Source organism: Reichenbachiella sp. (assembly GCF_039941815.1).
Lineage (GTDB): Bacteria > Bacteroidota > Bacteroidia > Cytophagales > Cyclobacteriaceae > Reichenbachiella.
Genome location: NZ_JBDVDW010000032.1, coordinates 114,849 through 129,435, shown reverse-complemented (window position 1 = coordinate 129,435; position 14,587 = coordinate 114,849). Strand labels below are relative to the sequence as shown.

Below are 14,587 nucleotides of genomic sequence, written 5' to 3'. Positions count from 1 at the left end.
GGTTAGTCAAACAGAGTTCCAGTTCTCGATGGAGGCACGATTTTGAGGTGCTTATACGCTAGCTCGGTAGCCTCCCGCCCCCGGCTCGTACGCTTCAAAAAGCCTTCCTTGATCAGGAATGGCTCATATACTTCTTCTATCGTATCAGCTTCTTCTCCACAAGCTGTAGCTATAGTCGAAATGCCGACCGGTCCGCCTTTAAATTTTTCTATGATGGTGGACAAAATTCTGTTGTCCATCTCATCGAGTCCATAAGCATCTACATCCAGGGCTTCCAGAGCAAATCGAGTGATATCTTTGGTAATGGTGCCATTGCCTTTGATCTGGGCGAAATCTCTTGTTCGCCTAAGTAGATTGTTTGCTATCCTTGGCGTACCTCTACTTCTTCTGGCCAGTTCGACAGCCGCACTTTCCTCAATCGGCATATTCAAAATTCCAGATGACCTTTTGACAATAGTCGAGAGCAACCCTGAATCATAATATTCTAATCTGGCGTTGATTCCAAACCTTGCTCTCAGCGGTGAGGTAAGTAATCCTGATCGCGTGGTTGCTCCTATCAGTGTAAACGGATTGAGGCCAATCTGCACTGATCTGGCATTGGGTCCGGAGTCGAGCATGATATCGATTTTATAGTCCTCCATAGCAGAGTAAAGATATTCTTCCACCACCGCATTTAGTCTATGTATTTCATCAATGAAAAGTACATCGTTGGGTTCTAAATTAGTCAGAAGGCCGGCCAAATCACCAGGCTTATCTAATACCGGGCCAGAGGTGACTTTGATACTCGAATCGAGCTCATTGGATATGATATGCGACAGGGTGGTTTTCCCCAATCCCGGAGGTCCGTGGAGCAATACATGATCCAGAGGTTCGGATCTTTGCTTGGCTGCCATGACGAAAATTTTTATATTTTCTACTACCTTATGTTGACCCGTAAAATCATCGAAGGACAACGGACGCAAAGCCTTCTCAAACTCTACCTCGTCAGAGTCCATCTCTTCACCGTCCGGATTCAAATAATCTTCCCTCATTGAGCACTAAAATTTTTTACTAAAATAAGGTATTCGGCTGATTCGTATCGAAAGGCGAGATCAAAATGGATCGTTTGACTTAAATAATCTTTCTTTGCCCCTGAAAAATTGAAGCAATGCAAAAAAGAAGGATCTTATTAATTGTACTGGCGGTTGGAGTTTTGATTGTTTTTAGGCAACTAAACCCTATGGAATCGAAGGTTATGCATCATTTGACCGGCACTACTATGGGTACCATTCCCTATTCCATCAAGTATATGGCACCCGAGCAAAGCATGTATAAGACTGAGGTAGATTCTATACTAGTAGCCTTCAACCAGTCACTCTCCACCTACATCTCAGATTCTGAGATTTCAAGATTCAATATCAATGACAGCCTGGCCTATGAAAGCTCTCTTCTATATCCGGTACTGAAGCTGAGTCGCGAGATATTCGAAAATACTCAAGGGGCCTATGATCCCACGATTGGACCCTTGGTGAACGCCTGGGGATTTGGCCCGGAAAAGAAAAGCACGTTGGATAGTGTAGTTGTAGATTCTCTTTTAGCTGTTGTTGGTTTTGATCAGGTAGTTTTCAACGAGAGATTCGCTACCAAACCGGCACATACTTACCTAGATTTTAGTGCTTCTGCCAAAGGTTATGCTTTGGATGTCATTGCAAGTTTTTTGCATCACAATAAAGTTTCAAACTATATGATAGAAATAGGTGGAGAGGTGCGATGTTTGGGACAGAACCAAAACAATTCTGTATGGAAAATTGGTATTGAGAAGCCAGAAATGAATCAAGCGGTTGGCAATCCATTTGCTGTGACCTTTGTGAAAAACCGGTCGTTGGCGACCTCAGGTAATTATAGAAACTACTATCAGGAAAACGGGAAAATTATTGCGCATACGATTAGCCCCTACACAGGATATTCTGTATCGCACAATTTATTGAGTGCCTCTATTTTTGCGCCCAACTGTACCCTGGCTGACGGCTATGCTACTGCTTGTATGGTGTTAGGGCTTGAAAAGTCCATAGAAATGATAGAAAAATTGAATGGAATCGATGCTTTTTTCATTTATTCAGGAGAAGATGGCACATTGAAATCCTATGCAACAGCAGGTATTGAATCTCAGATAGAAATACTTTGATCGTCAAACTTTATAATCCATTAATTTAGCATTCGTAATTAAAGACATATCCTTGGGGACTTCGAAGAAAGAATGGTTTGATGAGTGGTTCAATACCATATATTATCACATTTTATACAAACATCGGGATCATGAAGAAGCTGCAGCTTTTTTGGATCAGCTTATTGCCTACTTTCAGCCGAATCCCGATGCTAAAATACTTGACCTTGCCTGTGGTAAAGGAAGGCACTCAATTTACCTCAACCAAAAAGGATTTGATGTAACGGGAGTAGACCTGTCAGAGGAGAACGTCAAATTTGCGCGTACCAAAGCCAATGATACTTTGCATTTTGCTGTACATGACATGCGTAATGTATATGCTGATGAAAAATTTGATTACGTTTTCAACTTGTTTACAAGTTTTGGGTATTTCGATTCGAAAGATGAAAACCTAAGTGTGATTGATGCCACTATCAAATCTTTGAAGCCAAACGGCAAATTTTTGTTGGATTTTTTAAATCCCTATGTGGTGGTAAATAACCTGATACATGAAGAAGACAAAACTATAGAAAACATTCATTTCAATATTCGCAGATCGTATACTGAGGACGAATTTATTTTAAAGAATATTGAAGTAGACGATCACGGACAGCACTATGAGTTTCAGGAAAAAGTAAAAGCCATCAGACGCACAGATTTTTTAGACTATTTCAACAGAATCAATTTGAAAGTAATAGATATATTTGGTGATTATGAATTGTCCGAATACCGGAAAGAAGAATCCAGTCGGCTAATTTTTGTTCTTGAAAAGTAATATGATTATTAACATTGCAATACTCTTTTTTTCCGCTCTTCTTGGAGGGCTCTATGCTTTGAGAGCAAGTCAGACTAACGAAGCTCACGTCAAAAGTATCCTCGTATTTGCAGGTTCCTTTCTGTTTTCAATCACCATTGTACACATTCTGCCTGAGCTATTTGAAACCCATATGGATCAGTTCAGAATTGGTATGTTCATCCTGGCGGGATTCTTTTTCCAGCAGATCCTTGAGTATTTCACCAGCGGAGTAGAGCACGGTCATATGCACATGCACCATCATGGCAAAGATCATTCAGCATGGTCTGGCATTTCTTTGATGACAGCACTTTTTCTACATTCTTTTCTCGAAGGCACCATTTTGGCCCATCCGGATGTGATTCATAGCGAACACAGTCAAGGTACCCTCCTTATAGGTGTGATTTTACATAAAATACCCGCAGCACTGGCACTTATGACTGTGCTGGCTTGTCAGTATAAAAATAGAAACACTCAGCTTATGTTGCTGCTTGTCTTTGCAATGGCTTCACCGATTGGTGTTTTGGCCGGTCACTGGCTGGAGCCATTGGGACTAATAAGCGAGTCAGGCATGGTCATGCTTTTTGCATTCGTAGCCGGCAATTTTTTGCATATCTCAACGACCATTTTTATTGAATCCAGTCCAGAGCATCAGTGGAATTCAAAAAAATTGATCATAAGTTTGATAGGTGCAGGATTGGCTATCGTGGCAGAACTATTTTACTAAGACGGAATAAAAATATTTTTCTCTTCTTGTTTTCGGCAAATCCTTTCTATGTTTGCATTTCCTAACAATAAAAAAATGAATACAAACAGGCAACATCATCACCATCATTTGATCGCACAGACGAGGTGATATTGCTGTACCTATAAAAAAATATCGAATCCCGTCTGAGTAAAATTGGACGGGATTTTTTTATCCCCAAGCCCAGTTTACTCAGGCCACAAAAAAATAAAAATGAGTAAACTAAAAATTGCAGTTCAAAAATCAGGAAGGTTGAATGAGGACTCTATCGGTCTGTTAAAGAACTGTGGCATCCATATCGACAATGGTAAGGATCAGCTCAAGGCCAGTGCGTCCAACTATCCACTCGAAGTGCTTTATTTAAGAAACGGAGATATACCTCAATATGTAGAAGATGGAGTAGCCGACTTGGCAATTGTTGGAGAAAACCTGCTAGTCGAAAGTCAAAACGATATTGAAATTGTACGAAAGCTGGGTTTTTCGAAATGTAAACTTTCTCTCGCCGTTCCGAAAGAGGTGGATTACCCTGGGGTTCATTATTTTGAAGGAAAGAAAATAGCCACGTCTTATCCAAATACACTTACAGAATATCTGAAAGAAAATAACGTAAATGCAGAAATTCACCTGATCAAAGGTTCTGTCGAGATCGCACCCAATATAGGCCTGGCCGAAGGAATATGTGATCTGGTAAGTTCTGGAAGCACATTGTTTAAAAATGGATTAAAAGAGACAGAGACCATACTACAGTCAGAAGCCTGCCTGGTAAAAAGCCGAAAACTAGACGACACCCAGAATGCATTACTCGAAAAATTGCTATTCCGCCTGGATGCCGTACAAAAAGGCAAAAAATCGAAATATGTACTTATGAACGTGCCCAATGATAAGCTGGACGAGGTATCCAGACTACTTCCTGGCATGCGTAGTCCGACCGTATTACCGCTGGCCGAAAAAGGCTGGAGTTCGGTGCATTCTGTCATAGAAGAAGGAAAATTCTGGACGGTAATAGATCAGCTCAAAGCCGCCGGAGCAGAAGGGTTATTAATTGTTCCTATTGAAAAAATGGTGCTATGATATTGGCTAAGAATCCAAAAAAAACTGAGTGGAAGTCGCTTACTCAGCGCCCAGAGTTGAAGCAGCAGAATTTGCAACAACTCGTTAATGAGGTGTTTCAGGCCATTCAGGAGGAAGGAGACAAGGCGGTTTTATCCTATACAAAAATATTTGATAAGGCTGACATAAAAGAGATGAGAGTTACCCCAGAGGAGGTGGACATAGCGTGCAAAAGAATCCCTGATGATCTAAAAGCAGCGATCAGACTGGCTGCAGAAAACATTGAAAAGTTTCACAGGGCTCAAATTTCCAGTGGTGTAAAAGTAGAAACTATGCCAGGTGTGAGCTGCTGGCAAGAGACCAGAGCTATAGAACGGGTAGGTATTTATATCCCAGGCGGTAGCGCCCCTCTTTTTTCTACAGTGCTTATGCTTGCCATCCCAGCACAGATAGCGGGATGCAGAGAGATTGTCCTTTGCACCCCTCCAAATCTCGAAGGAGAAATACACCCAGCGATCTTGTTTGCTGCCAGACATGCAGGCGTTAGCCAGATTTTTAGGGCAGGAGGAATACAAGCCATCGGATCTATGACTTTCGGTACCGAAAGTATCCCTAAAGTAGACAAGATCTTCGGGCCGGGTAACCAATATGTAACCGCAGCTAAACAAAGAGCGACGCAGCTTGGTGTGGCTATAGATATGCCAGCCGGACCTTCAGAACTATTGGTGCTTGCTGATGATTCTGCCAATGCACAGTTCGTCGTGTCGGATCTTTTGTCACAAGCCGAACATGGTCCGGATAGTCAGGTGATTTGTCTGGTAAAATCGGAGAGCCTTATATTTAAAGTTCAAGAAGAGCTTAGTGCGCAGCTGCCCCTACTTCCTCGCAAAGAGATCGCACGCCAGGCCATGCAGCATTCCAAGTTGATTCTGATGGAGGATGATCAGGCCTGCTTGGATTTCATCAATGAATATGCACCCGAGCATTTTATCCTTTGTGTAGAGAATGAAAGTTTTTACCTCAATGGATTGATCAACGCTGGGTCTGTTTTTATAGGAAATTACACACCAGAAAGTGCTGGTGATTATGCTTCTGGTACCAATCATACGTTGCCGACCAATGGATTTGCCAAGTCGTTTAGTGGCGTGAGCACAGATTCATTCTGTAAGAAAATATCCTTTCAGAAAATTACGGCTGAGGGGATCAAACGTATAGGCCCTGCCATAGAGTTGATGGCTGAGGCCGAACAATTAACTGCCCATAGAATGGCTGTCACCAAACGATTGCTTTCACTCTAGTCATGGATATAACCAAACTCATACGGACCAACGTGCTCAACCTGACTCCATATAGTTCGGCCCGAGACGAATTTGATCATGAGGCAGAGGTGTATCTGGATGCCAATGAAAACCCATTTGACAATGGACACAACCGCTATCCGGATCCGTATCAAAAAGACCTCAAAATGAGGATTGCTGAACTCAAAGGAGTTTCTACTGACAAGATTCTTTTGGGCAATGGTAGCGATGAAGTTTTAGATTTGATATTTCGGGTCTGCTGCGAGCCATCCATCGACAATATCGTCTCGCACAACCCCAGTTATGGTATGTACCCTGTGCTGGCAGCTATTAATAATGTCGCTATAAGAAAGGTAAACCTCGACATGGGCTTTCAGCTAAATGCTGATAAAATGATCAACACTTCTGACGAAAGGACGAAGATTTTTTTCCTTTGCTCGCCGAACAACCCATCGGGGAACCTATTAAACAAGGCGGAGGTTAAAAAAATATTGAATCTACAAAGAGGCCTGGTCGTTATTGATGAAGCTTATATAGACTTTTCGAGCTCTGAATCCTGGCTCAGCGAACTGGACAACTATCCAAATCTGGTGGTGTGTCAGACACTGTCCAAAGCCTGGGGACTTGCTGGCTTGAGAGTGGGGATGTGTTTCGCTTCAGCTAAACTGATTAAAGTGCTAAACGCCATCAAGCCACCTTATAATGTAAACCAACTGTCTCAGCGAGCAGCACTTAATGCCTTGAACAACGAAACTGGTTTCAAACGAAACTTGTCTATCATACTAGATGAGAGAGAAAAAGTAGAAGATAGCCTTCGCAACTTCTCTTGTGTGACACAAATCTATCCATCAGAGGCTAACTTTTTATTGATAAAAGTGGATGACGCCGATAAGCTGTATCGCTTTTTGATGGATAGACAAATTGTGGTTCGCAACCGCTCCAAAGAATACTTATGTAATGGCTGCCTCAGGCTTACGATAGGCACTCCTGAAGAAAACAAGAAACTATTGGCTGGCATAGAAGCCTTTGAAAAAGACAAAAAAGAATAGATGAAAAAGGTACTGTTTATAGATAGAGATGGCACGTTGGTGATAGAGCCGCCAGAGGACCATCAATTGGATTCGCTCGAAAAACTGGAGTTTTATCCCGGCGTATTTCAGTGGATGTCCAAGATTGCCAGATTGGGATATGAACTTGTGATGGTGACCAATCAGGATGGACTGGGCACAACGTCTTTTCCGGAAGAGACTTTCTGGCCAGCGCAGGACAAGTGCATACAAGCCTTTCAAAATGAAGGAGTAATATTTGATGCAGTCAAAATCGACAGAAGTTTCCCTGCAGATCAGGCGCCGACACGCAAACCAAGAACTGGCATGCTGACTGAGTATTTGAATAAGCAGGAGTATGACATGGCTAACTCATTTGTCATTGGTGATAGAATCACAGATGTGGAACTGGCTAAAAACCTAGGCGCCAAAGCGATTTTCATCAATAACAATGAAGCCCTGGGGGCAGAGGAAATCTCAGCTGACGCAAAAGAGCTTCAATCCTGTATTACCCTCACAACGACCGACTGGCAGCAAATATATGAGCTGGTGGCTCGTGGTACCAGAACTGCCAACGTATCACGCAAGACTAAAGAAACTGACATTGATATCACCGTCGAGTTGGATGGCACAGGACAGTCTCAGGTTGATACAGGCATAAAATTTTTCGATCATATGCTTGATCAGATTGCCAAACATGGGTTGCTCGATCTAAAAGTAGTTGTGAAAGGAGATCTGGAAGTGGACGAACATCACACCATCGAAGATACTGGCATCGCGCTGGGCGAAGCTATAGCCGAAGCCTTGGGCAACAAAATGGGGATCGAACGATATGGCTTTTGCCTGCCGATGGACGACTGTCTTTGCCAGGTAGCCCTGGATTTTGGTGGCCGCAACTGGATAGTTTGGGAAGCCGAGTTCAAACGTGAAATGGTCGGGAAGATGCCAACAGAAATGTTCTTTCATTTTTTCAAGTCCTTCTCTGATGCAGCCAAATGCAATCTTAATATCAAAGCAGAGGGACAGAATGAACACCACAAAATAGAAGGGATATTCAAAGCATTTGCAAAAGCAATCAAAATGGCTGTGAAGCAGGACAAAGATAAAATGATACTGCCATCAACTAAAGGAACTCTATGAGCAAAGTGGTAATAATCGATTATGGGGCGGGCAATGTGCGGTCTGTAAAGTTCGCCTGTGAGCGACTCGGACTCCATGCCGAGTTGAGCAGTGATGCTGAGACCATTGCTTCGGCTGACAAGCTCATTTTTCCGGGACAAGGGGAGGCCAGCAGTTCGATGATCGCTCTGGAGAAGTATGGATTGGTGGAAGTGATAAAGGCTGCCAAGCAGCCTTTTTTAGGCATTTGTCTTGGCATGCAAATGATGTGCGAGTACTCCGAAGAAAACGATACCAAAGGGCTTGGTTTATTTCCCTTGCCGGTAAAATTATTTCCTGGTGAAGGTTTGAAAGTTCCGCATATGGGCTGGAACCAAATAGAAAACCTTCAGACTCCATTAATGGGTGGTTTGGAGGAGAAAGAATACATGTATTTTGTGCACTCCTATTATGTGCCGGATTCAGAATGGACTATCGCTAAGGCCAATTATCCGAAACCTTTTAGTGCGGCTTTGCACAAGGATAATTTTTATGGTTGCCAGTTTCATCCTGAGAAGAGTGGGACGTGTGGGCAGCAGATATTAAAAAATTTTATAGAACTGTAATGGCTATCAACAGTGAGCAAACTATCAATTTACTATCATGAGAATAATACCTGCAATTGATATCATAGACGGCAAATGTGTAAGGCTGACCAAGGGCAACTATGACCAAAAGAAAGTATATAACGAAAATCCTCTCGAGGTAGCCAAAAAGTTTGAAGGAGCCGGGATTCGCTATTTGCATTTGGTAGATCTCGATGGATCGAAAGCTAGAGAAATCCGTAATGCAAAAGTGTTAGATCAAATTGCGTCGAATACAAGCTTAAAAATTGATTTTGGTGGAGGCATCAGATCAGACCAGGACATCAACATTGCTTTTAATGCAGGAGCCAAACAAGTCAATCTGGGAAGTGTGGCGTTGGAAAATAAAGCGCTATTCAGTCAATGGTTGGAAAAATTTGGTAGCGAGAAAATCATTCTAAGTGCAGACTCTACCGATAGAAAAATTGCCATCAACGGCTGGCAGGAAAAGTCCAAGGTGGATCTATTTGATCTGATTACCGAATATCAGACGCTGGGCAACCGGTACATCGTATGTACTGATATAGCTAAGGATGGAATGCTGCAAGGCATCGCTATTGATCTATACAAAGATCTAATGGAAGCATTTCCAGATCAGAAAATAATAGCGAGCGGAGGGGTAAAAGACATCACCGATGTGGAGGCCGCAGCTGAGATGGAGATGGACGGAATCATCATCGGAAAGGCCATTTATGAGGATAGAATTACACTCAAACAACTAGAATCATATGTTGACTAAAAGAATCGTGCCCTGTCTGGATATCAAAAATGGACGCACCGTGAAAGGGGTCAATTTTGTGAATCTTCGTGACGCAGGAGATCCTGTGGAGTTGGCTTCGGTCTATTCCCAACAGGGGGCGGATGAGCTGGTCTTTCTGGATATCACAGCTACAGATGATGGTCGCAAAACCACCGCAGAACTGGTAGAAAGGGTCGCCGAAAGAGTGAATATTCCCTTTACTGTTGGCGGGGGAATTAAATCTGTGAAGGATGTCTATACTCTGTTGCATAGAGGGGCGGATAAAATATCAATCAATTCCTGGGCTGTGAAGAACCCATCGGTCCTCGATGAACTATCTGCACAATTTGGTAGTCAGTGCGTTGTGCTGGCCGTGGATGCAAAACAAATTGGCAATCAGTGGAAAGTGCATTTGGTCGGGGGAAAAGTGCCCACAGAAATAGATCTGTTTGAGTGGGTGAAAGAAGCTGAGTCGAGAGGGGCAGGAGAAATATTGTTTACCTCTATGGATCATGACGGCTCCAAGAATGGGTTTGCAAATGAGGCCTTGGCAAAGCTCTCCGAGTTGGTCAACATTCCCATCATCGCCTCTGGTGGTGCGGGGAGTATGCAGGATTTTGCGGACACATTTACCTATGGCAAAGCAGACGCCGCTTTGGCAGCTAGCGTTTTTCACTTTAAGGAAATTGAAATTCCAGCTTTGAAACAAGAATTAAAGAAACAAGGCATTGCTATACGGATCTAGCAGCCACACGCTTGACTTCGAAATAGCCGAGCGATAGGAAAAAATATGATATGAAAATAGACTTTAAAAAAAACAACGACCTGGTACCGGCAGTCATCCAGGATGCAAAGACAAAGACCGTCTTGATGCTCGGATATATGAATGAGGAGGCTTTACAAAAAACACAGGAATCTGAAAAGGTGACTTTCTATAGTCGCTCAAAAGATCGCCTCTGGACTAAAGGCGAGGAAAGCGGAAACTTCCTGGAGCTGGTGGATATCAAACTCGATTGCGATCAGGACACATTGCTGATCCAGGCCAACCCTGTAGGGCCGACTTGCCATAAAGGAACGGATACTTGCTGGGGAGAAAGTAATCGATCCAATTTTGGATTTTTATCCAAATTGGAAGCGGTGATTCAGGATCGATATGAAAACCCAGATGAAAACTCTTACACCTCTTCTCTATTCCAGAAGGGAATCAACAAGGTGGCTCAGAAAGTAGGGGAAGAGGCCGTAGAAGTGGTGATAGAAGCCAAGGACGACAACAAAGAATTGTTTCTCAATGAATCTGCTGATCTACTCTATCATTATATGATTTTGCTGCGAGCCAAAGGCTATGACCTGGAAGATGTGGTGAAAATATTGGAAGAGCGACACTGATTTACCTACCGTTTAGATTCATTCAATACCAAAACATAAGGTCGATTACCCAGCTGTCCAAAATTGCAGGCAGAAGTTGTACTGAGCCTTTCAGCCGGCTATTTTTATGAGTAAAATCAAAAACTCATGAAATATATTTTATTGGTCGGAATGATGTTGTTGTCGTTTCGAATATCGGCACAAAATATTGAAGAAAAGCAAGTGCTGGAGGTAGTAAATAGAGTATTCGAAGCGATGCGTAAAAGTGATAGCACAATGCTAAAATCTTGCTTTACCGAGAACGCTGCTACCTATACCCTTTTTCGAAATCCTGCAGGCGAACCGCAATTACGAGCCGGGGCCTTGCAGCGGTTTATAGACGCAGTAGGAAATCCGAAAGAAGACGTTTGGAATGAACCCATCTGGAATGAGAAGGTACAAATCGATGGTCCATTGGCTGCGGTGTGGGTAGATTATGCCTTTTATCTCAATGATCAATTTCTGCATTGTGGGGTGGATGCCTTTCAACTTGCTGAGACTAGCGAAGGATGGAAAATCTTTCACCTGGCCGATACGAGACGAAAATCTGACTGTGAAATTCCGGAAGAGGTTAGAAAAAAATACGAATAATTGGAAAACGATGTGGGGCTATGACACCGCCAAGATCTTGAGTTCCTTATTCATCCATTCAAACTTGTCTCCCACTTTTTTCCCGAGCATGGCTTGCGCAATCGGGGCAATAGCAGAAATAGCCATGATGGGAATGTCTTTCACATTTATCTGACCAAGGCTTGCAGAAATAAGAAACGTGGATTGGTTGGTTTCGACCAGGGCGCCCAGCTCTACAATTGTACAATCTCTGTCAGCAGGGATTGACCCAAATGTTTTTTTCATATTTATGAGCTCGGACAACTGTCGGGCATGTAAATCACGCTCTCGCTGACTCATGGCTCTGCCGGTTTCGTATTTGTCTCCAGCAGAAGATTTAGTCTCGTTGTTAGCCGAAGCTTGCGCTTCTTCCATACCTTGTCTGGCGATGGAGATCTTTTCTTCCAGAATTTTTAAGCAATGTTTGAGGATTTTTTCTTTCTCCATTATTGAGAAATCAACTGAGCAATTCGGCCGTCACGACCCGCCGCCCAGATAGTCCCGTCTTCAGCAATATCCATTGTGTGATATCCTTGGCCTTCAATTTTGGACCAGGATTTCCCTCCATTTTCAGAAAAGTAGCCCGCTTCTGGCCCTACGGAAACTAGTTGCTCCTTAGAAACATATCTGACCGAAGATTGAAAGACAGGAAAGGAATCAGCCAGCTTCCAGGTACCACCTCCGTCTGCACATAATATTACATTTTTGGTGCCTTCGTCTTCTTTAGTGTAGTCGCCTCCTACAGCGATGCCGGTGTTTTCATTAAAGAAATCGATAGAGAAGATACCCGTTGAGCTTTCCCCTTGGATGATTGGTGTGTATACCACCTCCCAGTGCTCGCCTTTGTCTTTTGAATAAAAAACCCTGGAGGTGGCAGCACCAGAACCTACCCAAATAGAATTGCCCTGTACGGTCAAATGACTACCACTAGCCGCGAATCCTCCAAATTCACCGTCATTCATCGCGGGTAATTTGTCTGGATGAATGCGTTGCCAGGAGTCGCCGCCATCATTTGTCTTCATCAAAAATAGTTTGCCATTGACCGGGTCTCCTGCCAGAATTCCCTCCTTCGCATTCCAAAAGGCCATGCCGTCATAAAATCCGGAATCATAAGCATTTGATAGCTCTTTGTCCCAATGTCTACCTCCATCCTTTGATTTGAAGACATTAGATTGTGCTCCTGGTCCTGCACTCATCAATACGATTTCGTCAGGGGTCAGCACCTCGACATCTCTGAAGTCTAGAGAGTCTGAATCTGGCACGTATACCTCTTCCCAGTTTACTCCGCCGTTGCTTGTTTTGAGTACAGTTCCATTGGTGCCAGATACCCAGATATTGTTTTCATCTAATACAGATATTCCTCTAAGCGAGGGGTTGCCTTCTATGGCAAACTCTTCCCATGTAAAGTTAGTGTTGGATGATTGGCAGCCCGTCAGCAGGACTGCAGCGATTAGGATTGCATTTTTCATGATTGTAAAGCTTCTTTTCTAATTTCTTCTACGTCATTTACTGTTTTTGCCACGGGTTTGCCCAGCAGATCTGCGCCTGATGGAGTGATCACAAAATCCTCTTCTATTCTGATTCCACCGAAGGATTTATAAGTCTCCAATCTGTCATAGTTCAAAAAGTCCGTGTATTTATTTTCCGCTTTCCAACGATCAATCAACTCAGGGATGATATAGATCCCTGGTTCGACAGTGATGACAAAGCCAGCTTCAAGTTCTTTTCCAAGACGAAGGGACTTTAGTCCAAATTCGGTACTCTTTTTCAGATCATCAGAATATCCAACATACTGTTCGCCCAGGTTTTCCATGTCATGGACATCCATTCCCATCATATGACCTAGCCCACATTGGAAAAACATGGTATGCGCTCCGGCGGCAACTGCTTCTTCAGGATTTCCCTTCATTAGACCGACTTCAATGAGTCCCTCAGCCAGTTTTGTGCAAGCCTTCAGGTGAATGTCTTTATATTTTATACCAGGCTTGAGTGCTGCAATAGCTGTTTCATGAGCATTGAGTACTATTTGGTATAGTTCTTTTTGTGTTTGCGTAAATGTAGAGGCCACAGGAAACGTGCGTGTCATATCACCTGCATATCCTGATTGAATCTCTGCACCTGTATCGCAAAGTATTAAATCGCCTTCTTGAATAATATTTCCATGGTAGTGATTGTGAAGGGTTTGTCCATCTTTAGTTAGAATCACGGGAAAAGAGAGCTGCCCCTCTCCAGCTAATGCCACCTGGTTGATCTTTGCAGCAATTTCCGATTCTTTCATTCCAGGCCTTGCAAATTTCATGGCAGCAAGATGCATATCGGCTGTTAAGTCTACGGCTTTATGCAATTCTACAATCTCTTCTGGCGATTTGATGTTCCTTTGAGCAATGATAGCCTTGATCAATTTTATTGACTCTCCAGAGCGGATTTCAGCTATGGATTTGCCAGTCCATGCGGCTAGTTTGGTCGTGTGCTCCTCTCGATATGGTGGGGTGAAATGCACTTTGCGTCCATCGGACAATGCCTTTTTCAAAACTACTTCTAGTTGGCTCGTAGGAGCGGTATTTGTAATGCCACTTTTCTCGGCCAGAGAGGCTATAGTAGGCTGAGGCCCGGTCCACACAATGTCATCTATAGTCAGCTCATCCCCAAAGATCATGTCTTCTCCACTGTCGCAGTCAAGTACGGCAGTGAGCCCAGGCAAAGAGACCGCACAGAAATATAGAAAAGAACTATCCTGACGAAAGTGGTACCAATTGTCTTTAAAATTCATGCTGCTCTCCTCGTTTCCCAGCAATACAATCAGACCCTGACTCACGTCTTTTCTCAATCGGTTTCGTCTTTGAATATAAGTTTCTCTACTAAACATAAAAGCAGTTTTATCTGAAACCAAATATAATATAAATGGGTGGACGGGGAAGAAATTCTTCAACGGACCGATGGTCAAATACCAGATTTTGCAAAGATAATATGAGTTGTGTT

At 43.1% G+C, this 14,587-nt stretch carries 16 protein-coding genes; 12 read left to right on the top strand and 4 right to left on the bottom strand.

All coding sequences use genetic code 11. The features are described 5' to 3' along the window. Window positions 1–2: 2 nt before the first annotated feature. The gene (ruvB, locus tag ABJF11_RS07835) at window positions 3–1,031 is read right to left on the bottom strand and encodes a Holliday junction branch migration DNA helicase RuvB (RefSeq protein ID WP_348119246.1); all 1,029 of its coding nucleotides are present in this window, start codon (window positions 1,029–1,031) and stop codon (window positions 3–5) included. A 116-nt stretch (window positions 1,032–1,147) separates the two neighbouring features. On the opposite strand from ruvB, the gene ABJF11_RS07830 reads away from it, so the two are divergent. The 12 genes from ABJF11_RS07830 to ABJF11_RS07775 all read left to right on the top strand — a co-directional run bounded on the left by ABJF11_RS07830 (window position 1,148) and on the right by ABJF11_RS07775 (window position 11,590). Further along, complete coding sequence (locus tag ABJF11_RS07830; protein WP_348119244.1) at window positions 1,148–2,164, top strand: FAD:protein FMN transferase; 1,017 nt, start codon at window positions 1,148–1,150, stop codon at window positions 2,162–2,164. Between the two features lie 52 nt (window positions 2,165–2,216). After that, complete coding sequence (locus ABJF11_RS07825; RefSeq protein WP_348119243.1) at window positions 2,217–2,957, top strand: class I SAM-dependent methyltransferase; 741 nt, start codon at window positions 2,217–2,219, stop codon at window positions 2,955–2,957. A gap of 1 nt (window position 2,958) precedes the next feature. Continuing rightward, window positions 2,959–3,702: a ZIP family metal transporter gene (locus ABJF11_RS07820; protein ID WP_348119241.1), complete on the top strand. Its 744-nt coding sequence runs from the start codon at window positions 2,959–2,961 to the stop codon at window positions 3,700–3,702. Window positions 3,703–3,933: 231 nt separating this feature from the next. Beyond that, window positions 3,934–4,791 carry an ATP phosphoribosyltransferase gene (gene hisG / locus ABJF11_RS07815; protein WP_348119240.1) on the top strand — a complete coding sequence of 286 codons (858 nt, stop codon included), beginning with the start codon at window positions 3,934–3,936 and terminating at the stop codon, window positions 4,789–4,791. After that, complete coding sequence (gene hisD / locus ABJF11_RS07810) at window positions 4,788–6,068, top strand: histidinol dehydrogenase (RefSeq protein WP_348119239.1); 1,281 nt, start codon at window positions 4,788–4,790, stop codon at window positions 6,066–6,068. The genes hisG and hisD overlap by 4 nt, the downstream gene beginning before the upstream one ends. Before the next feature lie 2 nt (window positions 6,069–6,070). Next, window positions 6,071–7,117: a histidinol-phosphate transaminase gene (hisC, locus tag ABJF11_RS07805; protein ID WP_348119238.1), complete on the top strand. Its 1,047-nt coding sequence runs from the start codon at window positions 6,071–6,073 to the stop codon at window positions 7,115–7,117. Beyond that, a complete protein-coding gene (hisB, locus tag ABJF11_RS07800) occupies window positions 7,118–8,254 on the top strand; it encodes a bifunctional histidinol-phosphatase/imidazoleglycerol-phosphate dehydratase HisB (RefSeq protein WP_348119236.1) in 1,137 nt (378 codons plus the stop codon). Next, window positions 8,251–8,838 carry an imidazole glycerol phosphate synthase subunit HisH gene (gene hisH, locus ABJF11_RS07795; protein ID WP_348119234.1) on the top strand — a complete coding sequence of 196 codons (588 nt, stop codon included), beginning with the start codon at window positions 8,251–8,253 and terminating at the stop codon, window positions 8,836–8,838. The genes hisB and hisH overlap by 4 nt, the downstream gene beginning before the upstream one ends. A 37-nt stretch (window positions 8,839–8,875) precedes the next feature. After that, window positions 8,876–9,595, top strand: a complete 720-nt coding sequence (gene hisA / locus ABJF11_RS07790) for a 1-(5-phosphoribosyl)-5-[(5-phosphoribosylamino)methylideneamino]imidazole-4-carboxamide isomerase (protein ID WP_348119233.1) — start codon at window positions 8,876–8,878, stop codon at window positions 9,593–9,595. Further along, entirely contained in the window at window positions 9,585–10,340 is a 756-nt protein-coding gene (hisF, locus tag ABJF11_RS07785) for an imidazole glycerol phosphate synthase subunit HisF (protein WP_348119232.1), read from the top strand. The genes hisA and hisF overlap by 11 nt, the downstream gene beginning before the upstream one ends. A 50-nt stretch (window positions 10,341–10,390) precedes the next feature. Next, window positions 10,391–10,981, top strand: a complete 591-nt coding sequence (hisIE, locus tag ABJF11_RS07780; RefSeq protein ID WP_348119231.1) for a bifunctional phosphoribosyl-AMP cyclohydrolase/phosphoribosyl-ATP diphosphatase HisIE — start codon at window positions 10,391–10,393, stop codon at window positions 10,979–10,981. A 126-nt stretch (window positions 10,982–11,107) separates the two neighbouring features. Further along, entirely contained in the window at window positions 11,108–11,590 is a 483-nt protein-coding gene (locus tag ABJF11_RS07775) for a nuclear transport factor 2 family protein (protein ID WP_348119230.1), read from the top strand. 18 nt (window positions 11,591–11,608) lie between these two features. On the opposite strand, the gene ABJF11_RS07770 is transcribed toward ABJF11_RS07775, so the two are convergent. From ABJF11_RS07770 to ABJF11_RS07760, 3 genes are read right to left on the bottom strand one after another with little or no spacing between them, the layout of a single operon-like run. Then, window positions 11,609–12,055, bottom strand: coding sequence for a GreA/GreB family elongation factor (locus ABJF11_RS07770; protein WP_348119229.1), 447 nt, complete (start codon window positions 12,053–12,055; stop codon window positions 11,609–11,611). After that, window positions 12,055–13,077, bottom strand: a complete 1,023-nt coding sequence (locus ABJF11_RS07765; RefSeq protein WP_348119227.1) for a YCF48-related protein — start codon at window positions 13,075–13,077, stop codon at window positions 12,055–12,057. Before ABJF11_RS07765 ends, ABJF11_RS07770 begins: the two co-directional genes overlap by 1 nt. Continuing rightward, entirely contained in the window at window positions 13,074–14,474 is a 1,401-nt protein-coding gene (locus ABJF11_RS07760) for an aminopeptidase P family protein (protein WP_348119226.1), read from the bottom strand. Before ABJF11_RS07760 ends, ABJF11_RS07765 begins: the two co-directional genes overlap by 4 nt. Window positions 14,475–14,587: the final 113 nt, after the last annotated feature.

What these genes read in the sequence shown, in the direction of transcription:
- ruvB (WP_348119246.1), bottom strand. Translation starts at nt 1,031, where the DNA reads ATGAGGGAAGATTATTTGAATCCGGACGGTGAAGAGATGGACTCTGAC.
- hisC (WP_348119238.1), top strand. Translation starts at nt 6,071, where the DNA reads ATGGATATAACCAAACTCATACGGACCAACGTGCTCAACCTGACTCCA.
- hisF (WP_348119232.1), top strand. Translation starts at nt 9,585, where the DNA reads ATGTTGACTAAAAGAATCGTGCCCTGTCTGGATATCAAAAATGGACGC.
- hisG (WP_348119240.1), top strand. Translation starts at nt 3,934, where the DNA reads ATGAGTAAACTAAAAATTGCAGTTCAAAAATCAGGAAGGTTGAATGAG.
- ABJF11_RS07820 (WP_348119241.1), top strand. Translation starts at nt 2,959, where the DNA reads ATGATTATTAACATTGCAATACTCTTTTTTTCCGCTCTTCTTGGAGGG.
- ABJF11_RS07765 (WP_348119227.1), bottom strand. Translation starts at nt 13,077, where the DNA reads ATGAAAAATGCAATCCTAATCGCTGCAGTCCTGCTGACGGGCTGCCAA.
- hisB (WP_348119236.1), top strand. Translation starts at nt 7,118, where the DNA reads ATGAAAAAGGTACTGTTTATAGATAGAGATGGCACGTTGGTGATAGAG.
- hisD (WP_348119239.1), top strand. Translation starts at nt 4,788, where the DNA reads ATGATATTGGCTAAGAATCCAAAAAAAACTGAGTGGAAGTCGCTTACT.
- hisIE (WP_348119231.1), top strand. Translation starts at nt 10,391, where the DNA reads ATGAAAATAGACTTTAAAAAAAACAACGACCTGGTACCGGCAGTCATC.
- hisA (WP_348119233.1), top strand. Translation starts at nt 8,876, where the DNA reads ATGAGAATAATACCTGCAATTGATATCATAGACGGCAAATGTGTAAGG.
- ABJF11_RS07770 (WP_348119229.1), bottom strand. Translation starts at nt 12,055, where the DNA reads ATGGAGAAAGAAAAAATCCTCAAACATTGCTTAAAAATTCTGGAAGAA.
- ABJF11_RS07775 (WP_348119230.1), top strand. Translation starts at nt 11,108, where the DNA reads ATGAAATATATTTTATTGGTCGGAATGATGTTGTTGTCGTTTCGAATA.
- ABJF11_RS07830 (WP_348119244.1), top strand. Translation starts at nt 1,148, where the DNA reads ATGCAAAAAAGAAGGATCTTATTAATTGTACTGGCGGTTGGAGTTTTG.
- hisH (WP_348119234.1), top strand. Translation starts at nt 8,251, where the DNA reads ATGAGCAAAGTGGTAATAATCGATTATGGGGCGGGCAATGTGCGGTCT.
- ABJF11_RS07760 (WP_348119226.1), bottom strand. Translation starts at nt 14,474, where the DNA reads ATGTTTAGTAGAGAAACTTATATTCAAAGACGAAACCGATTGAGAAAA.